A 24,089-nucleotide genomic window follows, 5' to 3' on the forward strand; every position below is an offset into this window, starting at 1 on the left:
TAAAAGAATATTGTCAATATGTTTTTTAATGTCTATATTGGTGGGAATTGATGACGCGTCGTTCAGATTTAATTGCCTTTGGTGTGACTTCCGGTTTCAAAGAGGCGAGTTCTCGGCTTCGGTGGTCGGTGATGACAAATTGTGCCCAAACAAAATGACTTTGGGCGAGATAGGGAAAAGAAATGCGGTTGACCATGATGTCGGACTACGCGTTGCGTGTGTTGCTCTATGCAGCGGCACATTCCGAGCGGCTGGTGACAATTGATGAGACGCAAGAAATATACGATATTTCACGAGGACACCTGATGAAAATCGTCGGTGTTCTGTCCGGCGCAGGCATTCTACGTTCGCAGCGTGGTCGGTCTGGAGGCTTTACGCTTGGCCGTCTACCCGATCAGATAAGATTGGGTGAAATTCTACGCCTGACTGAACCTGATTTTCACATGGTTGAGTGCCTTTCGCCAACAAATGAGTGTTCGATCACACCTTTTTGCAGGCTGCCCGGAATTGTGAGCGAGGCCCTGGCCGCCTTTATGGCGGTAATGGATCGACACACTCTTGCAGATTTGATCATCCGACCCGAAGATTTCGGCGTCATTGCCACAGTCAAAAACAAAAGGTCGTCTTTATGAAAAACAAAACACACCCGACAAAGCAAAACGGCAACCAGCCCCGCATGATTGCTGTGAGCAGTGGCAAAGGAGGTGTAGGGAAATCGACAGTAAGCGCCAATATAGCCGTTGCCATGGCCCGCAGCGGTGTCCGTGTTGGTCTGGTGGATGCCGATATTTATGGCCCCTCAATTCCTGGCATGCTGGGATTGGACACCAATACCCCGCCGCAGATGAACGATGAGAATAAGGTCATCCCGTCCGAAGCATTTGGTGTCAAAATTATTTCAATGGCGATGCTCACTGCTGATGACCAACCCTCAATTTTACGGGGGCCGATGGTGGCAAAGTATCTTCGTATGTTTGTCGCACAGGTAGAATGGGGAGAACTGGATATATTGTTGCTGGACCTGCCACCAGGCACGGGAGATATTCAATTGACACTGGCCCAGGCCTTCCCGATTTTGGGTGCGGTCATTGTCAGCACGCCGCAGGATGTAAGCCTTAAAATTGCGCGGCGTGGCTTGAGAATGATGGAACAGGTCAATGTGCCGATAGCGGGTGTAATTGAAAATATGAGCGGCTTTACCTGCCCCTCTTGTGGCGAAGTCAGTCATATATTTCACCAGGGCGGTGGGGAAGAAATTGCAGCCGACATTAAAGTTCCATTTCTGGGCAAAATTCCGCTTGATCCTGCAATTGTGGATTCGGGGGATAATGGCAGCCCGCTTGTGGTGACCAATCCGGATAGCCCGGCAGCACAAACCTTTTATTCGATTGCAAAAGAACTTGCTGGCCCAAATCTGGCGCAAAATGGTGTGGTGCTGCCCTTTAACTGGGCAATTGAAACCGGATTGGGAAAACCTGCCCCTGTCACTGCCAGCGGCGGCATACACAATCAACCATGCAGCCTAGATTTTGATTCTGCCGGGCTTCACATAGGTTGGGCTGATGGCGAGAGCGCCGTGCTGCCCGCACGCGACCTGAGATTGGCTTGCGTATGCGCGGCATGTCGGGATGAAGTGACCGGCGCTCGCCTCCTGGATTATGAGTCTGTGCCTTTGTCGATCGCGCCAGTACGAATATGGAGCATTGGGAATTACGCACTGGGCATCGCCTTCAGCGATGGTCACAATAGTGGTATTTTCACTTTTGAAGCACTGCGACAGATGCAAGGAGCTAATATAGAAGATGTCTGAGGTCCTCAATTCACTGCGCATACGAGCGCAATCCTCCCCGCGAGATCCGGATTTACTACGTTTTTTGCTTGACGTTGCAGTTCAAGACGGCGCGTCGGCGGTGCGGTTTGACAATGATAAGATTGATGATGCTCCGCTGGCCCGCGCCCTATTTGAAATCGGTGGCGTGCGGCAGATAGAAGTCGATGGCGCTTCAATCAATGTCTATAAAAAAGCCGATGCAAATTGGGACGAACTCAAGTCCCTCATCGCAACAGCCATTCGCACAGTATTTGCCGAGTTTTCTGCTCCTTTGGGGAATCGCACGGCAGCAATCGATAAAGATGCAGAAATGCTTGCGACCGCTCAACTTCTGATGGATAGCCAGATTAATCCCTCAATTGCAAAGCACGGTGGCCACATCAGCGTCGAGCGCGTTGTTGAAGGTTCAATTTATCTTCGCATGTCAGGCGGCTGTCAGGGATGTGCCGCATCTGAACTGACCCTGCGCGCCGGTGTGGAGCGCAAGCTGCGTGCTGGATTACCCGATTTGCAGAATGTGATTGACATTACGGACCATGAAAGTGGTGATAAACCCTTTTACACCCAGCGCCCGTCCCGACTTGGCGGGACGGGGCTATTAAGAGGGTGGAGCAACCAAGACCAAAACAGCCAGGCCGCAACTGATGTCCCACTGACCGCAAAGGTACGTAAATATCTCGAAGCGCTGCCACCCGGAAATAGGACGGTCAGTTATGGCAAACTGGCGCGCGCGATGGGCTTTTGGACGCCAGGATCAGTGCGCAGAATAACTCACGCATTGGAAGAGACAATGCGTGAAGATGCCGCCGCAGGCAGACCATTTATTGCAGCGCGTGCCGTGAGCCGCTTCGGTGACGGGCTACCTGCTAATGGGTTTTTCGCGCTTGCAAAGGAGTTAAAGTGCGGGCCCGCCAACGAGATGACCAAGCGCGCTTTTCATATGGTTGAGCTTGATCGGTTGGTGCGAGAAGTCGCATGAATATGGAAAAATCATCAGCCCCCTTCCCACATTATGGCATTTAGCCCGGGACGGCTTTTTTGAGAGGCTGGCGCAATGACCTGAACCTGCTCTTTCGCCGCCACGCGCGGAGTGCGCTCTTGGTTCCTCTTATCCATACAATAGAATATGGTTGTGCAATTGGTATTCTTCTTTATCACAGGGCGCAGTCTATTTGATCCGCATTCTGGATCAGTATGGGCGTACAGAGAATCCCAAAAAGCGGACGTTCGTCGACTGCCTTGACGTGTTGATCTAGGGGCAAAGATGAGGTCTTTGAACTCAACAGTTGTGCGTGTCCGTAAAGCAGACTTTCGCTTACTGCGATTGGACGTTTCGGCTAGTGTCTCACAACAAACAAAACCTGCATACTGCCATCGCAGTTAAATCCACCGCCGAACACTTCTCAGATATGATCTATACTGATCGCCAAATGCGTTGATAAGCTTGCGTTCCTCAAGCCGTATCACGAATAGCGTGGTCACAATCACGGCGAAGCTATCAGTTAGCACGATCCACATATTGTCGAATAAGAACGCCATACCCAATTCAATGAGAGCTAAACCGAGATAACCAGGGTTTCTGCTGTACTGATAGATTCCCGACGTTACAAGTTGAGTTGAAACACCATAGGGATCATAGGTTGTCCCAGCGGATTCGATATCTTTTTTTCGATTTCCAGATTGAAAACACCCCCATCGTGATCAGGGCGGGCCAAGGCTGAGTTGGAACGGCCAAGACAAGACCGACCAAGGGTGAAAAAAAACCAATCACAACGGCTGCAACTAAAGCGCCCCAAAGATTGTAGGCGGTGAAGCGAAAGGTTTTTGAAAGTTCTGTGTCATCTCACCGTACCCGCCTGAACAAATAGGCGAACGGGGATTGGGTGTAGGCTATCCCGCGGCCTGAGGCCTTAATACTGTCCACTGTGATTGTCTGCGCCTTTTTCGGCACCATGTAGCTTTCGAGGTTTCGATTTGTCGCACGATAGTAACCTCGCGTGGAAATGACGACGGCGTCCAGCTCGAACCGAGGGTCTAGCGCGGCGAGCGCTGCGTCGCCGTGGCTAGAATTTACCAGCAGCTTTCCGCCGACCCGCAGCAGATGTCCGCAGGCTTCTGAAATGAAACCTGCATAGAGCGAAATCAGCAGATCGAAGCTCTCGGCCTCCAATTCAAGCGCGCGATAATCGCCGTGATCAAAGGCTACGCGGCCATTCACGTTGCCGTTGTGATCACTGATTATCTGTTTCACGCCATCGACGTCTGCAAAAAATGCAGCAGCCCGTTTATCCATGTCCGCATAGGTTACATCGTCATAAACAAACGAAGGCGCGATGTCGACATAGCTGCCTGGATATAGAACCCGACTTGCGGGCACAGCGGCACTGATCGCCTGAAATAATCGCCACCGATCACCTTTATGTTGATCCTGCTTTTCCCATAGCGCTTTGGTTTTGTTCTTCATACGAGCCCCACTGATAAAGCGTTCCAACGTTCCATTGTCACCTCATGGGCGATCATCTCGACACAGAAACCGCCCTCGGAAACCGCTGCTACAATACCGCTGAACCCAATACGGGCATCGCCCACGACGTAAAGTCCAGGGATATTCGTGGTCCCTGATGCGCCCGCAAGTTCGAGCATACCCCAGTCATTTTCTTCGCTCGGAATAGCGCCTAGCCGTTCGGCAAAATCCGTCGAAGGGGTTGAGAAATCTTCGACTACAAAGCCACTTTGCCTTGCGACTTTGCGCCCATCCGCTTGGACCTTTCGACTTTGCAGATTAGCGCTGACAATAGAAAAAATGCTTTGATCAACGAATTCATCAACGATTAGGTTATGTTGACACTGCCCAACCGGCACCGTGAGGCCGTCATGTAAATGAGATCGAGATAGCTTACAGTGGTTTGTTGGATCAGGTCGCTGTCAAAACATCGACCGTCGAGAAAAACCTGTCCGTTTGGATTTTTGTGCAAACATTAGAGGCTAGACTACGACAGATGATATTTGACACCAATGATTGGCTTTGCTACCTTGGAATTGGTCCAACCACAAAGCAGTCCCCCTGATTTGTGTACCGGCCTTCTTCACCCGCTGGGACAATTCCTCTCCTAGCGGGTTTTTTTATGAGATTGAATTCGATCAGAATGTTGTTCTTAAAGTACGACAAAGAAAGTATTCTTCGCTACGCTCAGCGTTTATCGATCCCAAAAGCCGACATTGGTGCAATTGATTTGAAATTCTCCAAAGCAGACCTTCGTCGACGACGTTTTCCTCAATTAGATCAAAGGCAAATGGTATATCTCCGGCAGAACGCGATGGAAGCTAGCGCCAGGCATAAATGCGCCGATACTGACGAGGTCGTAAAGGATCTGGACAAACCGCCTACTTTAACGAACGAGAGAAAGCTGGACGAATTGCTGGAAGTCGCAGCATCTAAAATAAAAAGTCGCTTCAAAAAGTAACTCGTTGGCTACAGCTTGTGACCCTAAATGGCGCTACAGGTCTCTCCCGCCAGCTTCATCTAGCCTTCGCAGGATTTCGGCAGCGTCCCAAAGGTCCTTCTCAGTGGGTGCCAGGTATTCATTGCGCCAGTTGGGCCCGCTGCAGGGATCGATAACAATGCTATTTAGCTGCTCAAGGCGTGAATATATTTCGGATTTATGAGTCCTATAATACGTTTTGATATCATCAATTTCATTAAATCCGAAACGCTTGATAAGTCGCGACAAAACAACACGCTGTCGCTCAATAGTCATGGCGGAACGAATATAAATTTCGTAGGGCTCAACGTTTTCGCCGATCAGATAGAGCAGTTCAAGTTGGCCTTTCGACATGCGTTTGGGCAGATTTTGTTCCATACAAATCCTAGATCTTACCGCTAAAGACACGATTAAGTCGGGCTGGCATGCTAGCAGTAAGCAGTTACACCAACAAATGGATTAGCCGGCAACTACTGGACACCACTAGCGGTGGTCTTAGCATTGTGCACAAAGACTATTGAGTTATGATGTTAGTGTGAAATTTGACATGGTCAGGCTCGATGACCATATTTTTGGTATTTGGGATTATGAGGAAATTTATGAAGTACTTATATCTATTTACAATTTTGGCCGTTGGGTCGTTCGTAAGCACCAGCGGCGCTGCCTGGGCTCAGGGATATGATCGTGACTGCTCGGATTTCAATTCTTGGCGTGAAGCCCAAGCTTTTTACGAAGCAAACCAACCAGGCGATCCACATCGGCTTGATGCTGACAATGACGGCATTGCTTGCGAGGCGCTTCGTTAAAATGCGAGTTTTTGCAAAGAGTGCGCTTCTTTGGTCTTTCATTCTGACTATAGCCGCAACCACTGCGGCGCCTGCTCGGGACATTCATTGGGAAAAGTGCCGCCCCGGTCAGCCTAACACACCCGAAAAGACTTGCGTCGTTGATGGCGACACGATCTGGCTCGAGGGCGTCAATATACGCCTAGAGGGCTATGACACACCTGAGCCTCAAACTAATATTTGTGGCGGTGAGCGTGAAAAGGCGCTAGCCGAACAGGCGTCCAATCGACTTGTAACGCTACTCAATAGCCATTCATGGGAGCTGAAACTCCTCGGTGAACAAGGGGACTACGGCCGCGAATTGGGTAAGTTGTACTTCAACGGCCGTAACGTGGGTGAAATCCTTGTTGAAGAGCGATTAGCAAGGTGGTGGCCGGACGGCGAGGAGTGGTGGTGCAATTAAAGCGCAAATTGCAGGTCTTGGGCTTAAACTCAGAAACCAGTTCTCATTTTGGCTATTTACTTGCGGAACAACCAGGCCAAACGACGGAACAATGCGTCATCCTCGACTAGCGCAAACCGCAACGCGAGGTAAACAGCAGAAGTAACAATCACGACACGAACTGCGAATAATGCGATTTTTTTGAGTTCAGGTGCAATATTTGATGAATTGATCATTGTTGTCTCACTTTTTCTAGTGCCAAATCACTATAAAAGTATATCAGCAGCACAAACCATGCAGAAGATCAAGAATGCTCCAAGCAAGTCTTTCTCAAAACCGAACGGAGGAACGCCACCCCAAGCAGCACTTGCGGCCGGAGCGTCGTTGACGTGAGCCTCAATTGTTCATGTCTAACAAATGTCCGAGGCCAAACTCCATCAAATAGTTGCCGACAGTACGATCAGCTGGAGGAGTGAGCAGACCGTTCTGAACGATCGCGAAAGGATCAAACAAAACATCATCACGCAACGGCGCTTGCAAAACCGCAAAACCGCCGCATAATATCAACAATGAAGATGGACCAAATCATCTCCTAAATTAGACACCCATCTGTCACAAATACCCTGAAGACGGACACGGCAAGTGTCGAGAGAGTTCGCAAATTCACTCAGGCCAGAATGGCTTAACGTAGACACACTTGTCCCAATCCCTGGCTCCAAAGCGCAAGGTCATGCTGATTGTGACGACCGCATGGCGCAGAGATGTAATGGCATCCGAGAATGACTCGACGTGCGCAGCATTGTTAAACAGTCCGCCTCAATGGTAGTTTCACATGCCCCCGGAGACAGCAATCGTGCTTTGGTCGAAGAGTTGATTGCAAACTATCAGATAGACGCAACCCTTACTAACCCCGAGCTCGTGAACATCGGGATTTTTGATGATGTTTTGATGGTCGGTAGGCATTACCGGGCAATGCACACCGTCCTATCTCAGCGCTTCCCCGGAGTACCAATCACCGGCATTTTCATCGCTCGCACGATTCATCCCAATCCATTCGAATAAGTTGACCTTTCCGAAGTATTTTAAACTTTGCAAACGACAAAGGTCCGCATAGCGGACTTCAAATTTAATGTCCCTAATGTCTGCTTTTGGTTTTTTTGTGCAAACAACCGGATGTAACGGCGAATCTTTTTCAACAAATCTTGTTTCAGAGTAAGAACCCTTAAAGAAAGTCGAGTATACTCACGTCTATACGAGCACTCAAATTTGTTGGTGTCAGGCAAGTCGACTACGAATAAAGCTACTAAGCTGGATTAACCAGCCATAAGAGCCTAAATTAACGCATCCTGCCTCCGGCAACTCAGTTACGACACACTAACTGTTACTGCAATCAAGGAAAGATTTTATGACCATCTGGATCAAGTCTGCGACTCTCGCGCTAATCAGCCTTATCCTAGTCAGTGAGGCAACCAGTCAGTCAACCATACGTTCCCTACCTACTAGCAATTACGTCATTGGCTCTTATATTGCTCAGATCGGATACGATGACCTTTTTAACTCTTCAGGCGTACGACTTACTTCACCATGGCAAGTACTTCGACAAGATCGCGCAAACTTTCACCGCTTCGGCCTTCGCGACACGTTAGATCAATCAGATTCATTTTTTGCTAATTCGAAAAACCGTGCGATCATGGAAAAAATGCTTGCCCAAGGTTCAATAAGCGCCAAAGCAGCAAGGGATATAATGAACGGAAATGCACTTATTCTGGTTGAGATCTACGGAACCGGGTCCACTGGTCGAGAGCTGCATGTTACCGTTGCCCGTTGATCAAGGATTCAAGGGTAAGTAACCATACAACGTGCTCATCTAATAGCGACTATGTAGAAAGTGCCGACGCTCTATTTTTGTCCCATACGCCAGATTTGTGCAAACCGATCATCGTTTAAGCGAAACCGCAGGAAACTTCGATGAATGTCAGCTTTGGGCCGGTAGCGCCCACGCTAAAGGATTGCTTTTCTCTGTTAGTGTAATGACAGCTTTGAGCCCAACCCGGTCATTCGATTTTTTTGAAATAATCGGAACTTTCGGCCCATAGCTGACCTTCGCTTTGTTCGCCGCGCATTGCAGCGGGGATGCCAGAAGTAGACATTCGATGGATCGCTGAAGTCGAAAATCCGCATGGTGGATATATTTACGAAATTGCTTCTAGCTATCCTGAAAAGTTAACCTCTGCTGACTAAGTGAGGTGAGTAATAACTGAGTAGACAATATCTTGGGAATCATGCCAAATTTGTCGATAATTTTGCTGCCTATTAACTTGCTACTTTATCGTTGTTTCGCGGGCAAATGTGTTGGTTGCCTTGTCTCAACATGAATACTGACGGAGAACGTGGCCATCGCCATTAAGCTGCTGCACACATCGGATTGGCAAATCGGCAAGGTGTTTCGCTTTGTCGATGACGGCACGATGGGGCTGCTTCAGGAAGCCCGTCTCGCTGCGATAACCCAGCTAGGTGAGCAGGCAGTAAAACACGGTGCCGGTCATGTTCTCGTTTCCGGAGATGTCTTCGACATGGAGGCGTTGTCGCCGCGCACCCTCAATCAGCCGCTGGAACGCATGCGGAAGTTCGAGAATGTGACGTGGCATCTTCTGCCCGGCAACCATGACCCCCACCGTCCGCACGGCCTCTGGGATCAGCTATTGCGTAGGGATGTCCCGTTCAATGTGATTTTTCACATTGATTCAGAACCGCGGATTTTTGAAAGCGACGGCTTCGCGGTGCTTCCAGCTCCGCTCCAGTATCGTCGCACGCTTCAGGACCCTACGGCTTATATGGACGAAACGGAAACCCCGGATGGGATTATCCGCATAGGGCTCGCGCATGGGACGGTCACTGGCTTCGGTTCCGATGACAAGGACGTTCCGAACTACATCAGCCCCGACAGGCCGCAATCGGCAGGGCTTGCGTATCTGGCCCTTGGTGACTGGCACGGACAAAAGAAGATCAGTAACAGGATTTGGTATAGCGGCACACACGAGACCGATGCGTTTGACGTCGATGCTGGTGGAAAGGCACTTCTTGTCGAGATTGATGATCCTGCTGCCCTGCCAGTCGTCACTCCGGTAAGCACCGGTCATTACCGGTGGAAGACCTTCCGCAAGCAGATTAACAGTCGCGAAGATATCGATGCCCTTGCTACGACCCTGCGCGGCAGTGGCGATGATTTGAACCGGATTCTGGTGCGCCTTTACGTCGAAGGCGCGGTTTCGCTTCAGGATCGCCAGTATTTTGAAGAACAGATCGTCGAGCAAGTGTCCGCTGCCTTCTGTTATCTGCGTGTAGATTATGACCGGCTTTTCCCAAGCCCGAGCGAAGAAGATCTTGATCAGATCGATCGGGGCGGGTTTGTGCGAACCGCCGCCGATGTCCTCAAACAGAAGTCGGATGACACTAGCGATCCAGAGCACGAGATCGCCGCACTAGCACTTCAGCGGCTGTACGTCGAGCACATGAAATTGCAGACGAGGAGACAATGAAAATTCGCTCTATCGCTGTCAATCAGTTCAAGAAATTCACCACACCGATGTGTCTTGATGACATTGGCGACGGTTTGAATGTCGTTGTCGGCCCCAACGAGATGGGGAAGTCAACGCTCCTAGATGCTTTGCGTGCCTCGCTCTTTGAGAAGTACAGCTCGAAGGCCCAACCGATTACAGCACTACAGAATGACCGAAACCAGGCTGCGCCCGTCGTCGAGCTGGCGTTCGAGGTCGATGACGGAATTTATCGGATCAGAAAGCGGTTCGTGAAAAAGCCTTACGCTCACCTGTTCTGCCCGGACGGACGAAAGCTGGAGGGCGATAAGGCAGAAAACACGCTGCGTGATCTTCTCGGCTTCGATGAGCCCGGTAAGGCAGGTGCCAAACCCGAAACCCTCGGTATGTGGAATGTCCTTTGGGTTCAGCAAGGCCAGTCCTTCGGGGCGCTCGACCTTCCCGACAGCGCGCGATCAAACCTCCACAGCGCATTGGAATCGGAAGTCGGCGAGGTTCTTGGAGGCAAACGCGGCAGAGCTTTGCCCGAAGCGGTGGACAAGCAGCTCTCCGAGCTTGTCACCACTAAGGGCAGACCACGAGGCGATTATAAGGAACTGATTGACGAGGTTGATTCCCTGCGCTCCGAACTCGAAGGGTTACGAGGCCGCCGAAGCGATCTCTCGAACACCATGAAGAGCCTCGAAGAAGCTCAGGAAACGCTCGCCCGACTTTCATCGGGAGACCAAGATCAGAAGGACAAGGAGGGACTGGAAGCAGCTCGGACCCGACACGGGGAACTTGCCAAGCTGGAGGCGCGCATTGATGCGGCGGCGACAGATGTTGAGCTGAAGCAGCGGAATCTGGAACAAGCCGAGCAGGCACTGACAGAACGCCGCGACCTGAAGAAACAAATCGAGATGGATGGGAGAAACGTCGAGGCCGCAAAGAAGAAGCTCTACGAGGTCCGTCAAACTGAACAGGACCTGCGGATGCAGGTCGAAAAACTTCGCAACGACGCGAAGGAAGCAGAGAATGCTGTGACCGAGGCAGACAATGCCGTGTCACAGGCGCGCCGCGTTCTCAACGCCGTCCAGCGCGACTCTAGAATTCGGGAACTTCAGGGGCGCTACGACAAAGCGCACGCGGCTGAAAAAAAGCAGAGGGCTGCGCAACAGAGTGCGGCAGCTATTCTCGTAACTGACGAGAACATCGAAACAATACGAGTTGCAGCCAGGGAACTCGAAACTGCTCGTTCGCGCCTTTCCGCTGCGGCAACGCTTGTAGCATTCGATATGCCTTCTGACCGATTGTCGAAAATCGATGTGGATGGCGCCGCTCTTGCCGCCGACCAGACTTCGGTCGAAGCGGTCGAGGCGACGAAGATCACAATCCCGGACTACGGCAGCATTTCTGTTCAGCCTGCTATCAAGGACCGAGACAAGCTGATCGAACAGCAGCGAGCGGCCAATCAAGCTCTCAAGGCAGCACTTGAAGACTGCGGCGTCAAGTCACTCGATGCCGCCGAGGAGCAGCTTGCAAAGCGCGAGAAACTTCTTCGGGATGCCGAGCTTGCAAAGCAGGAAGTCGAATTGCATGCTCCGGCAACTGACGACTACGACGCCGGCGCTGAACCTCTTGCCGACCACATTGCCGGTTTGAAGACAATCCTAGAAAGTGAGGTCGCTGACCTTGGGATCGAAGGCTTGCCGACAGAGAAGGAGGCCGAGCAGGCGCTTAATTCTGCTCAGGCTGGTGCACAGGAAGCACGGGAGACGCTAGCCACCGTCAGAGCTGGTCTTGGCGGGCCGGAAGAAGAAATCGGTCGTATCCAGACCGAATTGGGTGGTGTGAAGACGCGATATGAGGATGGGATGGAACGTCTCGAAAGACTGAAGAACGAACTGACCGAAGTCGAAAAGCAGACCTCTGATGACGATTTGGATGCCGCCGTATCGGCAGCTAGGAAGGCCCTGGTAGATCAGGAGAAAGCAGCCTCGTCTCTTAAAGCACAGCGCGAGGGCGAGACGTTGCCACAACAGGAGGCGCGCATTTCAAGGCTGGAAACGGCGCTTCAAGACAGGCGTGACAAGCGCACCGATCTGAAAGAGAAGATAGCCGGGTTCAGGTCCCATATCGAAGCACTTGAGGGTGCCGGTCTCGATGAGGCCATTCAGCAGCAAGAACGTGAGGTAGAGCTGGCCGAAGAGCAGCTTCGGCGCTACGAGCGTGAGGTTGCGGTCCTATCGCTCCTGCTAACGACACTGCGTTCTACCGAAACCGAAGCGAAAGAGCGCTATCTCTCGCCGGTACTGAAACGAGTTCGTCCCTACTTGCAGCTATTGTTCCCCAGCGCTGACATCGCGATTGACGAAAACCTGCATATCGTTGGTGTGGTTCGTGAGAACGGCTACGAAGAATCCTTCGAACACCTGAGCATGGGGACGCAGGAGCAGATCGCTGTTCTCGTTCGTCTCGCTTTTGCAGAGATGCTGGTCGAACAGGGGCACCCCGCGACGGTCGTTCTGGATGACGCGTTGGTGTTTTCCGATGACCGACGGATGGACCGGATGTTCGACATTCTGAACATGGTGGGGCAGCAGGTTCAGATCATTGTGCTCACTTGTCGTGAGCAGTTGTTTGAAGGCGTTGGCGGTAAACACCTTTCGCTGAAAGCCGTAAACACAGAAGACCTAGTTTCAGCTTGATTGAATTTCAGAAGAAGAGCTGCCCGCAGAATATGACTTAAAACCGATCTCGAAAATTCGTGGTGAAGACAATGGCGATATTTCCAAGAACGCACATAGAAATATCAAGGCGGCTAAAATGAACACTACTCGGAATCCAGCCTTCGCAATCAAGGCAACGTACTTGGGACCGATATTTTCCGTAGACGGAGAGCTCTCTAAGAATGCGCAAAATTTGGTCTTCGCCAGAAATGGAACCGGTAAATCCTTTCTTTCCCGAGCTTTCCGCTATCTTGATTTGCAGGGGCAAGGCAAAGAGGTCTCTGAAGCGGCCTTCTTTCTTGTTTCAGATGAGTCGCCAGACGCTAAGGGGTCATTTTTGTTCTCGCGTGGAACGAGTGTTCTGGGAACGCTTCAGCTAGAGAAGCCTGGCAACAAAGTCACCGCCAATGTTGCTGACACCATTTTCCACGTTTTCTCGGAAGATTTCGTGCACGACGAACTGAGAGATCGCGAGTACGTGATTGATGGCGAGATCGAAAGTCAGATCGCTGTCGATAGCGCAAACATCGAACTCAAGGACACGGAGAAGGAGTTACGAACGGCGCAGGAAGCAGAGCAGACAGCAGTCACGGCACTGCGAACCAAATTCGATAAGGAAAAGGTTCGAAACCTGGTAGAGAAAGCGGGGATCAATAAGAACCTTTCAGAATATAAACATCTGAACCTCGAACGCCTTTTGGAGCGTTTCTCTGACACGCCCGATCAGCCGGAGCAGAGCTTTGCGAGTATCCTCTCGGACCTGGATAGCCTGAAGGCTATTCCGGCAGAGCCTGTCTATCCGGAAACCGTAAACGCCATTGGAAGCGAAGACATCGACCTGAAAGCGCTTGAAGGGTCACTCCAGAGGGTGACATCGCCTTCAAGCGTATCCGAAGAGATCAAAAAGAAGATCGATTCCCATCACAGTTTCTATGAGATTGGTACTCAGATTATTCAGGAAGAGCATCGCACCACATGTCCGTTCTGCGAGCAAGGGATCACAGACGCTGATCCGAAGGCGCTCCTTGACTCCTATGTCAGTTACTTCGCCGACGAGGAGGAAAAGCACAAAAAGGAGCTGCGGCACTATTTCCTCAAGCTTAATCAAAAAGAGGCAGGACTCAACGAAACCGAGACACAGTTCGTACGACAAAAGTCTCGCTTTGACGAGCTAAAGCAGTATGTGCCATCGAAGAAGGATGTCGAAATCTCCGATGGAGAGACCACTTTCAAAGATGCACGTACGGCAATGTCCGCTACCAAAGCAGCGATAGAGAAAAAGGCCCAGGCGCTTGCGTCCGCACACTCGTTGCCCGCTGACGATCTCGCCGTTCAGATCATCGCGATCAACGCGATTATCGAGGATAATAACACCAAGGTTGCTGAGCTCACTAAAGCGGTCGAGAGAGCGGACGATGAGCGCAAGGCTCTACAGCGAAAAGCGTGTGCCGTCTTTGAGCAGGAGTCTGCCCTCAATAGCTGGTCCGAAATTGAAGCCCTGAGGAACCTCAACGAGGCCACCCAAGCCAAACAGAAGCGATTAAGTGAGCTTGAAAAGGCAGCTCCTTCAACGAATGCGAAAGATCGCGTAGCTGAGACCTTTGCGCTGCTCCTGAAAGAGTTTTTTGCCGATAAATATGTCTTTGATAATGAGAACTTTATCCTCAAACGCGGCGATAAAGAAATGGAAAGGGGGCCGCATCGCACACTGAGCGACGGCGAAAAGACAGCCATAGCATTTTGCTATTTCGTGGCCTGTTTACACCGCAAAGTCGCGTCAAACAGTGACTATGGAAAGCTGTTCCTTGTTTTCGACGACCCTGTGACTTCGATGTCCTATGACTTCGTGTTCTCAATCGCTCAAACGCTTAAGAATCTGAACGTTTCAGATCAGGGTGAGGTGTCGATCAATCCAGCCAAAATTGATGGCACTAAAAATAAGAGGCCAGACCTGTTGGTGCTGACGCACAGTAGCTATTTCTTCAATATATCGCGGACCAACAGCGTCATTAAAAAGGACGCGACATTCTCATTATACAAGGACGGAAGTGCGCATAAATTAGTTCATTTGCACAGCTATGTTGCGCCCTTTGAGCAACAGCTTGAGCACGTATATCACGTTGCGAACGGTGATGACCCCGATCACAGCACTGGGAATGCAATTAGGCAAGTATTGGAGGCTGTTGGTCGTTTTTGCAGGCCTGACAAATCGCATGATTTGTCGAATTTCATTACCTTTTTGGCCGGAGACGAAGATCTCAAGATAAAGAGTGTTTTGATCAATTCTCTGAGCCACGGAACCTATTATGACGAGACCCCATCACCGGAAGACCTTAAGCTTGCTTGTGGCGAGACAATAACCGTCGTGGAGCGTTTTGCGATTGGTCAGTTAGAACTGATAAAAAACGCTATGGATTGAACTAACAGAACGCAGTTTTGCGAAACGATTGCTCATTGCGCTCGGCGCGCCTGGCAATGCGAAGAGCCGGGTTCTACGCGCGTTCGGCCAAAGCTGCCATCGACTGCCATATTCTTAGCCTTGAGACTATTTACCGATCGATATTTTTGATTTCTCGCTGGCGAGGCATTACGCTATGATTATTAGGTTTCAATGTCTGCTTCCCGTGCAACTGCCTATGCATTTCGGGGCTGCAGCGATAGGCCGCTTCCCGCCCAATACAGTCCTCCGACGCGAGAATAGTAGCGTCCCACTTGAAATAAAAATCCAAATGATCACAGATCTTTAATTGAAACTGACCTGTGACCGACCCAGACAAACGCCTGCCGTATTGTTCAAATAAGGATGCTGGTTCAAACCTGACGGATCAGCAAAAAAAGAATAAAGGCTGTGTTTCTAATAGCAGTCATAGTGACAAAGAAGCTTGAAGGTTAGAAAACCCTTCATTACCTCTGTCTATTAGTTCGGCTGCGCAGCCGAACTTGTCCAATCAATATTTATCTCTTTTTTACGTAGTCTACTCTCAAACGTGAAATCAATTGAGGTAGGACGACAACGCAAAGCGCTAATAGGTAAAGCACAATTGAGTTGCCTGACTCGATGAGAATGTGCCAATCGCCGGCGGAAATTGACAGTGCTCGGCGCAGATTGTCTTCAAACAAGCCACCGAGTACGAATCCCAGGATTACAGGCGCGAGCGAAAAGTCCAATTTTCTCAACATCCAACCGAAAACACCTAAGCCGATAATCATGTAGAGATCGTGGGGATTGGAAACGACCGAATAAACCCCAACAAATGCCAGCACAGCGATCAAAGGCGTCAAATATTGCTGGGGGATTGTCAATAGACGAGCAAAAAGCCCCACGAGCGGCAGATTGATTACCAGCAGTGCCGCATTGCCGATATACATTGACGCAATCAGTCCCCATGCGATTTCAGGTCGTTGTTCAAACATTGCAGGCCCCGGTGTGATGTTGAAGAGCAACAACGCGCCCAGCAAGATTGCGGTTGTGCCTGACCCGGGTATACCTAACGTCAGCATTGGCACCATTGCACCTCCCGCTGCAGCGTTGTTCGCCGCTTCAGGCGCCGCAAGGCCTTTTGGATTACCGGTTCCAAACGTCTTATCTGCATCCGAAACACGTTTTTCAGTGCCATAGGCGACTGCAGACGCCACAGACGCGCCCGTTCCAGGTAGAATACCGATAAAAAACCCAATGATTGATGACCGCATAATGGTCCATTTAACGCGTCTAATGTCGGCCCAAGACACAAAGCTCTTATCGATCTTGATTGTTTTGAGCGCGCCAGACACTTGCTGTTCAACCAGCTGGATGAGCTCTGCCATGCCAAATAGACCGATTACTACGACAAGAAAGTCAATGCCCGCGAGGATGTCAGGAATACCGAATGTATATCTGGCCACACCGGTGTTGGCATCAATACCAATGGAGGCCAACATGAGGCCCATCAGTGCGGCGAGCAAGGTTTTGACGGGATTTGATCCCACCAAGGAAGCAAGACTGGCGAATGCAAAGACCATAAGGGCAACGTAGTCCGACGGCGAGAAGGTCACAGCATATGACGCAAGCAGCGGACCGAACAAGCTCATCAATATCACTGCAAAGGTTCCGCCGACAAACGAGGCAACTGCTGACAACGACAGTGCCCTGCCCGCTTCTCCCTTTTTGGCCATTGGGTTGCCGTCCAATGTCGTAAACACGGCACCAGCGTCACCCGGAACATTCAGTAATATAGATGATATACGTCCACCATATTCCGCCCCGTAATAAATCCCCGCGAGCAGAATAATCGCAGATTCTGGCGGAAAACCAAGTCCGTACGCAATCGGCAACAATATGGCCACACCATTGATGGGCCCCAAACCAGGAAGCGCCCCGATCAACGTGCCCGCAAAACAACCCGCGAGAACAAGAAACAAGTTGAACGGATCAAGGGCAACAGCGAAGCCCGCGCCTAGTCCATTTAGAATAACGTCCATTTAAGGGCTCCTACAAAAAACTGGCTAGAATGCCGGCGGGCAGATTCAAGTCCAAAAGCACAGCACACAGCGCATAACCCCCGACGCTTGCCAACAAAGCAAATACAGTTGCATAGATCACGCGTGCACCGAGGAAACTTGATAATGCGGCACAAAAGAAAAAGGTGGCGGGAATGAACCCCATCGGTTCAAAAGCATATGCATAGCCAGAGAGCAGACCGATCAAAACGAGCAAGCGGGCTAATGTTGATCGGGCTACCATTTCTTTTTGAGCGTCTGGTTTTATGAGCAACAAAGCACAGCAAAAAATGGCGGCAATGCCCAAAATTCGCGGCCAACTTTCTGGCCCCAAGGGGTCATATTGAAAAGGGGCCTTGATAACTGTGAAAGCCAGTAATGTGTACGCAACCGCAACGATTGCGATTGCTGATGCGAATATTCGATCAAGCATGGGATCGCTCCAAAAAAGGGAGCCGCAATGGCTCCCCCAATTTCGTTAGGTTAATCAATCAATCCGGCACCACGGGCGATTTCACGCATTATTGCGACCCGTTCAAGCACCGATGCATTCAGTTCCTGACCGGCCATATTGAGCGGCAGCAACCCCTTTTCTTTCTGAATTGTTTTAAACTCTTCAGTTTCATAGGCGGCCTCAAATGCATTTTTCCAGGCATTGTAGGCCTCGTCGGAAACATCTTTGCCCATGTAAAAGCCACGCAAAATTGTCCACTCTGCGTCATACCCAAGTTCTTTGGTTGTGGGAATGTCGGCAAATGGCGCATCCAATCGGTCTGGCGACATGACCGCCAGAATTTTCAGCTTTCCGCTATCCATATGCGACACCATCTCGCCCACGTCACCCATATAAACCTCAATTGAACCACCCAGCAGCGCCGCAATTGACTCGCCGCCCCCGTCAAATGCCACATAACGCATATCACGCGGATTCAGTTTTCTTGAACCAAGCAGCAACGCCGCCTTCATCCAATCTTGAGAGCCAATTGAACCACCAGCCCCGAATACAATCGAGTTTAGATCGTTTTCGGCAGCCTCCATCAGATCGCCAAGAGTGTTATATTGTGAATCCGCTCTCACGACGACGGCACCAAAGTCAGCACCAATAGAGGCCAAAAACCGTACGTCGGTTTCATCCCATTCACCGTATTTTCCTGTCGCCATATTGAGCAGCGATCCTGACGAGAACGCAACGATCGCATTGTCATCATCGGTGCGGGTCGTATTGAACAAATTAATAGCTACTGCACCTACACCGCCAGGCATGAACGTTACCTGCATTGGGTTGTCCAGCTGCGGATCCAAGCCAGTTTGAGCAATTCGGCAGGTCAGGTCGAACCCACCCCCGGGTTTTGCAGGGGCAATGCACTCTGGCTTTTCAATCCCTGCCGCATGTCCAACACCAACAAAAGCCAGCGAAATGGCAAAAATAGCGCCAATGTTTCTAATCTTCATATGTTCCTCCCATTTGAAATTTGCCCCACCCACCTTTAAAAGTGGCTGGGAGGAACACTCGTACCCGTTTGAACTGACATTGTATTGACTGCATACTGACCCAACGCTGACTAGACGAGAAATAACGCGGAAAGTGTTGGAGCCATGGCAGCGCTAGAATATATTCAAAAGCTATGAGAGTTTTACTTGTCGAAGACAACCAAGAGCTGGCAGCGCAACTTTCCGTGCGGTTTAACCGCGACGGTTGCGCACTTGATTGGGAACAAGATGGACGCGAAGCATTCGAACTTTTGCGTCATAAGTCCTTTGATCTCGTAATACTCGACATCAATCTCCCCCGTATGTCTGGCATAGAAATACTTTCAAAGTTGCGCGAACAAAGACTCTCCATTCCCGTCATCGTCCTTACGGCACGATCTCAGGTTTCGGACCGCATCGACTTGTTGGATATAGGTGCTGACGATTATCTAACCAAACCCTTCGAATTTGGTGAACTCGCAGCGCGATGTCGGGCAGTTCTGCGCAGAAGGGCTGGGCAATCAAGCAACCGCATCCACTTTGCTCGATTTGAGTACGACCGGAACTCTAAATTGGCCTATGTCGATGGAGATGCACTTGCTTTGCAGGCTCGCGAGGTTCAAATGCTTGAGCTTTTTTTGGGCAATCTGGGAAAATTGTTGTCCAAAGAAGATGTCGCAGACCGCATTTATACCTTTAGCGAAACGCCTAGTCTGAATGCCGTGGAGCAGACCGTCACGCGATTGAGGAAAAAGCTGGATGGTTCTGGATTTGAAATCCGCACTGTCCGCGGGCTCGGGTACCTTGCGAGTATAAATGACTAAGCCCACTTCACCGCATTACTCCTTAAGGACGCGCTTAACAATTGTGATGGCAGTAGGCTTTCTCATCGTCCTGTCAATAATTTCGCTTGGCCTTTGGGCACATGCCCGAAACTCAGCAAATCAGACCTACGATTTGCTGTTGGAAGGTGCGTCAATTGTCATGGAGGAGCGATTATCGGTAGTGGATGGTGAAATCATCATCGACCTTCCTCCAGCTGCTCACGAAATTCTCACGCTCTCGAGGAATGATCGTGTCTTTTACCATTTGTTTGACAGCCAAGGCAAAACGATAACCGGCAACCACGAATTGCCGCCGCCCCCGCCTGTGGATGAAGACCGCAATACACAGTTTTACGATGGGGTTTATGACGGAAGCATCATAAGGTTCTCAACTCGGTATAGTACGCTGATCTCTGTCGATATCAACGAAACTGTCGGCATTCAGATCGGGCAGACAAGGGACAGCAGAAATGCATTGCAATGGGATATTTTCCTAAAAGGACTGGTCGGCCTTGTCACACTCGCGATTGTCTCCCTTTTGTTTTCACGACTGGCCATTACACGTGCGCTAAAACCGCTACTTGGCGTTGAGGCCGAGATTGCCCAAATGGACCCTCTCCAGTCCAAATATCTTAAAGCGCAACCTCCTAGAGAAATTGGTAGTCTCATTCGCGCCATCAACCTTTTTATGCTCAGACTCAGAACATCGAGAGAAAATGCAGAGCAGTTCATTGCGGATGTGGCCCATCAGATGCGCACATCCTTATCCACAGTAGCCGGGCATTTTCAGGCTGCAAGAGACATTGATGACCCAAAAAAACGTCTTGAAACCTATATTGATGCAGAACACGCCTTGAAGCGCACAATAAACTCAACAAACCAACTCTTGTCGCACGCCATGATCATGTATCGGCACGAAGAGGTGGAATATGGCATCTTGGACCTGGAAAAAACTGTCCGGCAAGCCATCGAACGGTCTCTTAGCGCGGATATACAGAACTTGTTGGAGTTCGACTTTCGCATGGAAGACGATCTTTGTGGACATGCGACAATAAACGGCGATGAGGTCGCAATTAAAGAGGCAATTGATAATGTGATTGCAAATGCTGTTCAACACACAAGAAGGCTCGTGTCCATTCAAATATCTATTTCAAGAACAAGCGGTCCGCAGCAAACTCTGGTCTTAAAATTCGAAGATGACGGGCCTGGCTTAACAAAAGATCAAGCGGACTTAGCCTTGCAAAGATTCACGGCTTTGGGCCCAAACGCAGGAAGCGGACTAGGGCTCTCAATCGTCGCAGATGTTGTCAAAAATCATGGTGGTGAACTTCGCCTAGGCCAATCCTGTTTAGGCGGCCTTTCAGTTGAGTTGCGTTTCCCCGAAAACAAACAGGCATAGCGGCATGAAAAATTGGCTGATAGGAATTTTATCGTTGGTCTTGCTGGCCGTATCCACTATAGCCCGCGCAAATGACGACCATGTTCTTAACATTTACAGTGCCACTGACACTGCCGCTTTTGAACGCGTTATAGATGTGTTTGAACAGCTGAACCCCAGTATTGCTGTTCGCTATCACGAATATAACACGCGAGAATTGTACGAGCGTTTATTGGTGAACCAAGACGGTGCTGATGTTGTTATTTCTTCAGCGATGGACCTGCAAGTGGACCTTGTCAACCGAGGCCTCGCCGTCCGATTTATCCCCAACGAAGGAAAAGATTTGCCGGCATGGTCACAATGGCTTGGCTCGCTCTACGGCTTTACATTCGAACCTGTCGCAATGGTCTACAATCGCAAAGCATTCAACACATTAGAGTTGCCGGAAACACGCTCAAAGCTCGCGACGATCATCCGCGACCACCCCTTCCAATTCAGACATCGCATCGGCACATACGACATCGAGAAATCTGGAGTAGGTTATCTATTTGCCACGCAAGATGTCCAGCGAGGCTATTTGTTCTCAAGGCTTGTAGAGACTTTCGGCCGGGCCAAATCAAGACTTTATTGTTGCACCTCAGAGATGATCGAGAAGATCGGTGAAGGCGAACTATTGATTGGTTATAACATTCTTGGCTCCTACGCACACGGCGCAGCGGTGAAAGACGACCGCATCGGCATTAAGCTATTTTCCGATTATTCTCTGGTAATGACCCGTACTGCCTTTGTTTTAGAGAACGCAAAAAACAAGGTCGCCGCAAAACGGTTTGTTGCCTTCTTGCTCTCCAATGAGGGTCAAAAGGTTATAGCCAACAACTCCACCCTTATTCCCCTACGTGAGGAAGCGCGCACGGTGCAAATACAGGCGCTTTTGAGTTCTAGTAGAGCGCTACTTCCCATTAGACTAGGTCCCAACCTTTTGACCTATTTGGATGATATCAAGCGCCGTCGCTTCATCAACGAATGGCGCGCCACTTTAAACGCGTCAGATGACTGATTGTTGTGTTCCTGCTGTTCAAGATACAAACTCTTGATTTCATGCGTCTTCCGCCAAAAGCCCTTCACATAGTTCACCAAACTCCTGCGCCAATGCCGGATTCTCACAAAAGGGTGACATAATCCAGACAAAACGATGGTTGACGGTCGGCGAAAAGGGAATGGCTTTAAGGTTGAGCAAATCCAGATATTCCGTCGCCATCAGTTTATTAACTATGGCTACGCCCAAGCCCTCTGCAACCAAACGGCATGCCGGCCCCACCCCGCCAATATCGTACACAAAGTTCGGATGCACACGCTGCTCTTTAAATGCCAGCATAATGCGCTCGCGAAAGTCAGACCCGGTTCCCAGGCGGATGAGAGGACGGTTCGCAATTTCTACGGGACCAATAAACTCACGTTTGGTCAACGGATCATTGTGCGGCAAAACGACGACTGACGGCACCTCGCAAAGCGGTTGGGCGACAACCCTTTTGTCCAAAATGGGTAATTTTGCAATGCCGACATCAAGACGTCCCAAAGCGACATCATCCAAAATTTCCTGATAGCTTTCAAAAATCATTCTTATTGACAAGTCGCCCCGTCGCTGATTCATCGCGCTCGCGACCTTGGGTAAAAAGGTCATGCTCAAAGATCGGGGCGCGCCAATCGAAAATGGTTTTGCGTTTCTGCCGGTGCGTGAAGCCGATACGATCGCCTGATGGGCTTCGATCAAACGCTCGGCCAGTGGCAGAAAGGTTGTGGCGTGGGGAGATGGTCGCAATCTTGAGTTTTCTCGAATGAAAAGGGCGTAACCCAGTTTCTTTTCCAAACTCGCAATATTTGCGGAGACTTGGGATTGCGATCTGCTTAAAACCTTCGAGGCACGAACAGTCGAACCGTGCGCATTTACGGCGAGGAAACTGGTGATTTCGGCGATGGTTGGTGTTGACATAAACTCTATCTAAAATACCGGTAGATTTAGCGAAATCATAGTAAAATTGACGGTCAATATGCAAGTCCCTAATTTGCATTTAAAGGAGAGAATCTGTGTTTGCTTTTTTATTACAAAGGGTGACCCAATCGGCCATTGTGCTGCTCATTGTGTCCATATTGGTTTTTGCCGGCGTTTATGCAATTGGCGACCCGATCGAGCTTTTGGTCTCGCCGGAATCAACCGCAGAGGAAATTGAAGCCGCGCGGGTTGCCTTGGGACTAGATAAGTCTTTGGGCGAACAATACTGGCTTTATCTCAAGGGACTTGTGCAAGGCGATCTCGGGGTTTCCTTTGTCTATAACACACCAACCGTCACGCTTATCCTGCAAAGATTGACGGCCACTGTAGAGCTCGGCGTTGTTGCCTTCGCGCTTTCGGTTCTCATGGGTATCCCGCTCGGCCTATTGGCAGGATATTATTCAAAAACGCCAACTGATCATGCCATTATGAATGGCTCTATCTTTATGTTCTCTTTGCCCAACTTTTGGCAGGGCTTGTTGTTCATCTTGTTGTTTGCGGTCTGGCTAAACTGGTTTCCCGCTGGCGACCGCGGAGACGTCGGGGTAATCTTCGGGATTGAGACAAGCTTGGCCACTTGGGATGGCTGGCGTCATATCCTGCTCCCCGCCTTCAACCTAGCACTTTTTAATGCCGCATTGATCATCCGATTAACCCGGTCCTCTATTCAAGAAGTAATGTCTTCCGAATATGTGCGATATGCGCGGGCGAAAGGTGTATCCAATCGGCGTATCCTCTTGCGACACGCCTTTCGCAATATCCAAATCCCACTTGTGACTGTGTTGGGCTTAGAGCTGGGCAACCTATTGGCCTACGGCATTATCACTGAAACCGTATTTGACTGGCCAGGCATGGGACAACTGCTGATCAACTCGATCAAGCTAAATGATCGGCCTGTGATTGTAGGTTATTTGTTGATCGTGGTGGTCCTGTTCGTTGTGATCAACACCATCGTCGATATTCTTTACACGCTACTCGACCCCCGCATTTCAATCGATGGGAAGAAAGCCTGATGACCAGCCAAACCTTCCAAAAATCCCTATCGCTATTGGCGACATTCCGCACACGAAGTCCCTTTGGATT

At 50.1% G+C, this 24,089-nt stretch carries 24 protein-coding genes; 15 read left to right on the top strand and 9 right to left on the bottom strand.

Features of this window, described 5'->3' with window-relative positions; all coding sequences use genetic code 11:
- Positions 1–182: 182 nt before the first annotated feature.
- From MXMO3_RS17535 to MXMO3_RS17545, 3 genes are read left to right on the top strand one after another with little or no spacing between them, the layout of a single operon-like run.
- Positions 183–632, top strand: coding sequence for an RrF2 family transcriptional regulator (locus MXMO3_RS17535; RefSeq protein ID WP_117396988.1), 450 nt, complete (start codon positions 183–185; stop codon positions 630–632).
- Positions 629–1,810: a P-loop NTPase gene (locus MXMO3_RS19040; RefSeq protein WP_117396989.1), complete on the top strand. Its 1,182-nt coding sequence runs from the start codon at positions 629–631 to the stop codon at positions 1,808–1,810. The genes MXMO3_RS17535 and MXMO3_RS19040 overlap by 4 nt, the downstream gene beginning before the upstream one ends.
- Positions 1,803–2,810 (top strand): NifU family protein, encoded by a 1,008-nt coding sequence (locus MXMO3_RS17545; RefSeq protein WP_117396990.1) that lies wholly within the window; start codon positions 1,803–1,805, stop codon positions 2,808–2,810. The genes MXMO3_RS19040 and MXMO3_RS17545 overlap by 8 nt, the downstream gene beginning before the upstream one ends.
- 401 nt (positions 2,811–3,211) lie before the next feature.
- Here MXMO3_RS17545 and MXMO3_RS19130 read toward each other — a convergent pair whose 3' ends face one another.
- The 3 genes from MXMO3_RS19130 to MXMO3_RS17560 form a co-directional block, all read right to left on the bottom strand.
- Positions 3,212–3,490 carry a methyltransferase family protein gene (locus tag MXMO3_RS19130; RefSeq protein WP_117396991.1) on the bottom strand — a complete coding sequence of 93 codons (279 nt, stop codon included), beginning with the start codon at positions 3,488–3,490 and terminating at the stop codon, positions 3,212–3,214.
- Between the two features lie 184 nt (positions 3,491–3,674).
- Complete coding sequence (locus MXMO3_RS17555) at positions 3,675–4,295, bottom strand: hypothetical protein (protein WP_117396992.1); 621 nt, start codon at positions 4,293–4,295, stop codon at positions 3,675–3,677.
- On the bottom strand, positions 4,292–4,693 hold the full coding sequence (locus MXMO3_RS17560) for a hypothetical protein (protein ID WP_117396993.1): 402 nt from the start codon (positions 4,691–4,693) through the stop codon (positions 4,292–4,294). The genes MXMO3_RS17555 and MXMO3_RS17560 overlap by 4 nt, the downstream gene beginning before the upstream one ends.
- 263 nt (positions 4,694–4,956) lie before the next feature.
- Here MXMO3_RS17560 and MXMO3_RS17565 point away from each other — a divergent pair, with 263 nt between their 5' ends.
- Complete coding sequence (locus MXMO3_RS17565; RefSeq protein ID WP_162889359.1) at positions 4,957–5,295, top strand: hypothetical protein; 339 nt, start codon at positions 4,957–4,959, stop codon at positions 5,293–5,295.
- A gap of 33 nt (positions 5,296–5,328) precedes the next feature.
- Here the strand turns inward: MXMO3_RS17565 and MXMO3_RS17570 are convergent, their stop codons facing one another.
- Positions 5,329–5,691, bottom strand: coding sequence for a hypothetical protein (locus tag MXMO3_RS17570; RefSeq protein ID WP_117396995.1), 363 nt, complete (start codon positions 5,689–5,691; stop codon positions 5,329–5,331).
- A gap of 221 nt (positions 5,692–5,912) precedes the next feature.
- Between MXMO3_RS17570 and MXMO3_RS17575 the strand changes: the two genes are divergently transcribed.
- Positions 5,913–6,119: an excalibur calcium-binding domain-containing protein gene (locus tag MXMO3_RS17575; protein ID WP_245985863.1), complete on the top strand. Its 207-nt coding sequence runs from the start codon at positions 5,913–5,915 to the stop codon at positions 6,117–6,119.
- 1 nt (position 6,120) lies between these two features.
- Positions 6,121–6,561, top strand: coding sequence for a thermonuclease family protein (locus MXMO3_RS17580; RefSeq protein WP_117396997.1), 441 nt, complete (start codon positions 6,121–6,123; stop codon positions 6,559–6,561).
- Between the two features lie 56 nt (positions 6,562–6,617).
- On the opposite strand, the gene MXMO3_RS18760 is transcribed toward MXMO3_RS17580, so the two are convergent.
- Positions 6,618–6,776, bottom strand: a complete 159-nt coding sequence (locus MXMO3_RS18760; RefSeq protein ID WP_162889360.1) for a hypothetical protein — start codon at positions 6,774–6,776, stop codon at positions 6,618–6,620.
- Positions 6,777–7,329: 553 nt separating this feature from the next.
- Between MXMO3_RS18760 and MXMO3_RS17585 the strand changes: the two genes are divergently transcribed.
- The 5 genes from MXMO3_RS17585 (at position 7,330) to MXMO3_RS17605 (ending at position 15,224) form a co-directional block, all read left to right on the top strand.
- A complete protein-coding gene (locus MXMO3_RS17585; protein WP_245985864.1) occupies positions 7,330–7,602 on the top strand; it encodes a hypothetical protein in 273 nt (90 codons plus the stop codon).
- 343 nt (positions 7,603–7,945) lie between these two features.
- Positions 7,946–8,368, top strand: a complete 423-nt coding sequence (locus tag MXMO3_RS17590; protein ID WP_117396998.1) for a hypothetical protein — start codon at positions 7,946–7,948, stop codon at positions 8,366–8,368.
- A 562-nt stretch (positions 8,369–8,930) separates the two neighbouring features.
- The gene (locus MXMO3_RS17595; RefSeq protein WP_162889361.1) at positions 8,931–10,079 is read left to right on the top strand and encodes a metallophosphoesterase family protein; all 1,149 of its coding nucleotides are present in this window, start codon (positions 8,931–8,933) and stop codon (positions 10,077–10,079) included.
- A complete protein-coding gene (locus MXMO3_RS17600) occupies positions 10,076–12,784 on the top strand; it encodes an AAA family ATPase (RefSeq protein WP_117397000.1) in 2,709 nt (902 codons plus the stop codon). The genes MXMO3_RS17595 and MXMO3_RS17600 overlap by 4 nt, the downstream gene beginning before the upstream one ends.
- A gap of 118 nt (positions 12,785–12,902) precedes the next feature.
- Positions 12,903–15,224 carry an AAA family ATPase gene (locus MXMO3_RS17605; protein WP_245985865.1) on the top strand — a complete coding sequence of 774 codons (2,322 nt, stop codon included), beginning with the start codon at positions 12,903–12,905 and terminating at the stop codon, positions 15,222–15,224.
- 536 nt (positions 15,225–15,760) lie between these two features.
- On the opposite strand, the gene MXMO3_RS17610 is transcribed toward MXMO3_RS17605, so the two are convergent.
- Genes MXMO3_RS17610 through MXMO3_RS17620 form a run of 3 tightly spaced genes read right to left on the bottom strand, consistent with a single transcriptional unit; the run spans position 15,761 to position 18,736 of the window.
- On the bottom strand, positions 15,761–17,266 hold the full coding sequence (locus tag MXMO3_RS17610; protein ID WP_117397001.1) for a tripartite tricarboxylate transporter permease: 1,506 nt from the start codon (positions 17,264–17,266) through the stop codon (positions 15,761–15,763).
- 10 nt (positions 17,267–17,276) lie between these two features.
- The gene (locus MXMO3_RS17615; protein ID WP_117397002.1) at positions 17,277–17,717 is read right to left on the bottom strand and encodes a tripartite tricarboxylate transporter TctB family protein; all 441 of its coding nucleotides are present in this window, start codon (positions 17,715–17,717) and stop codon (positions 17,277–17,279) included.
- A 50-nt stretch (positions 17,718–17,767) separates the two neighbouring features.
- Positions 17,768–18,736, bottom strand: coding sequence for a Bug family tripartite tricarboxylate transporter substrate binding protein (locus tag MXMO3_RS17620; protein ID WP_117397003.1), 969 nt, complete (start codon positions 18,734–18,736; stop codon positions 17,768–17,770).
- A 173-nt stretch (positions 18,737–18,909) separates the two neighbouring features.
- Between MXMO3_RS17620 and MXMO3_RS17625 the strand changes: the two genes are divergently transcribed.
- The 3 genes from MXMO3_RS17625 to MXMO3_RS17635 are packed head-to-tail and all read left to right on the top strand — an operon-like array spanning position 18,910 to position 22,013.
- Entirely contained in the window at positions 18,910–19,578 is a 669-nt protein-coding gene (locus MXMO3_RS17625) for a response regulator transcription factor (RefSeq protein WP_117397004.1), read from the top strand.
- Positions 19,571–20,977 (top strand): sensor histidine kinase, encoded by a 1,407-nt coding sequence (locus tag MXMO3_RS17630; RefSeq protein ID WP_117397005.1) that lies wholly within the window; start codon positions 19,571–19,573, stop codon positions 20,975–20,977. The genes MXMO3_RS17625 and MXMO3_RS17630 overlap by 8 nt, the downstream gene beginning before the upstream one ends.
- A 4-nt stretch (positions 20,978–20,981) precedes the next feature.
- A complete protein-coding gene (locus MXMO3_RS17635; RefSeq protein ID WP_117397006.1) occupies positions 20,982–22,013 on the top strand; it encodes an ABC transporter substrate-binding protein in 1,032 nt (343 codons plus the stop codon).
- A 39-nt stretch (positions 22,014–22,052) separates the two neighbouring features.
- Here MXMO3_RS17635 and MXMO3_RS17640 read toward each other — a convergent pair whose 3' ends face one another.
- On the bottom strand, positions 22,053–22,946 hold the full coding sequence (locus tag MXMO3_RS17640) for a LysR family transcriptional regulator (protein WP_117397007.1): 894 nt from the start codon (positions 22,944–22,946) through the stop codon (positions 22,053–22,055).
- 95 nt (positions 22,947–23,041) lie between these two features.
- On the opposite strand from MXMO3_RS17640, the gene MXMO3_RS17645 reads away from it, so the two are divergent.
- Positions 23,042–24,019 carry an ABC transporter permease gene (locus tag MXMO3_RS17645; protein ID WP_117397008.1) on the top strand — a complete coding sequence of 326 codons (978 nt, stop codon included), beginning with the start codon at positions 23,042–23,044 and terminating at the stop codon, positions 24,017–24,019.
- Positions 24,020–24,089 lie beyond the last annotated feature (70 nt).

The organism is Maritalea myrionectae, from assembly GCF_003433515.1.
GTDB classification, from domain to species: Bacteria; Pseudomonadota; Alphaproteobacteria; order Rhizobiales; family Devosiaceae; genus Maritalea; species Maritalea myrionectae.

Coding starts and splice junctions, on each gene's coding strand:
- MXMO3_RS17600 (WP_117397000.1), top strand. CDS start 10,076: ATGAAAATTCGCTCTATCGCTGTCAATCAGTTCAAGAAATTCACCACA.
- MXMO3_RS17605 (WP_245985865.1), top strand. CDS start 12,903: ATGAACACTACTCGGAATCCAGCCTTCGCAATCAAGGCAACGTACTTG.
- MXMO3_RS18760 (WP_162889360.1), bottom strand. CDS start 6,776: ATGATCAATTCATCAAATATTGCACCTGAACTCAAAAAAATCGCATTA.
- MXMO3_RS17625 (WP_117397004.1), top strand. CDS start 18,910: ATGAGAGTTTTACTTGTCGAAGACAACCAAGAGCTGGCAGCGCAACTT.
- MXMO3_RS17610 (WP_117397001.1), bottom strand. CDS start 17,266: ATGGACGTTATTCTAAATGGACTAGGCGCGGGCTTCGCTGTTGCCCTT.
- MXMO3_RS17575 (WP_245985863.1), top strand. CDS start 5,913: ATGAAGTACTTATATCTATTTACAATTTTGGCCGTTGGGTCGTTCGTA.
- MXMO3_RS17615 (WP_117397002.1), bottom strand. CDS start 17,717: ATGCTTGATCGAATATTCGCATCAGCAATCGCAATCGTTGCGGTTGCG.
- MXMO3_RS17580 (WP_117396997.1), top strand. CDS start 6,121: ATGCGAGTTTTTGCAAAGAGTGCGCTTCTTTGGTCTTTCATTCTGACT.
- MXMO3_RS17590 (WP_117396998.1), top strand. CDS start 7,946: ATGACCATCTGGATCAAGTCTGCGACTCTCGCGCTAATCAGCCTTATC.
- MXMO3_RS17570 (WP_117396995.1), bottom strand. CDS start 5,691: ATGGAACAAAATCTGCCCAAACGCATGTCGAAAGGCCAACTTGAACTG.
- MXMO3_RS17535 (WP_117396988.1), top strand. CDS start 183: ATGCGGTTGACCATGATGTCGGACTACGCGTTGCGTGTGTTGCTCTAT.
- MXMO3_RS17545 (WP_117396990.1), top strand. CDS start 1,803: ATGTCTGAGGTCCTCAATTCACTGCGCATACGAGCGCAATCCTCCCCG.
- MXMO3_RS17620 (WP_117397003.1), bottom strand. CDS start 18,736: ATGAAGATTAGAAACATTGGCGCTATTTTTGCCATTTCGCTGGCTTTT.
- MXMO3_RS19040 (WP_117396989.1), top strand. CDS start 629: ATGAAAAACAAAACACACCCGACAAAGCAAAACGGCAACCAGCCCCGC.
- MXMO3_RS17640 (WP_117397007.1), bottom strand. CDS start 22,946: ATGTCAACACCAACCATCGCCGAAATCACCAGTTTCCTCGCCGTAAAT.
- MXMO3_RS17555 (WP_117396992.1), bottom strand. CDS start 4,295: ATGAAGAACAAAACCAAAGCGCTATGGGAAAAGCAGGATCAACATAAA.
- MXMO3_RS17630 (WP_117397005.1), top strand. CDS start 19,571: ATGACTAAGCCCACTTCACCGCATTACTCCTTAAGGACGCGCTTAACA.
- MXMO3_RS17565 (WP_162889359.1), top strand. CDS start 4,957: ATGAGATTGAATTCGATCAGAATGTTGTTCTTAAAGTACGACAAAGAA.
- MXMO3_RS17635 (WP_117397006.1), top strand. CDS start 20,982: ATGAAAAATTGGCTGATAGGAATTTTATCGTTGGTCTTGCTGGCCGTA.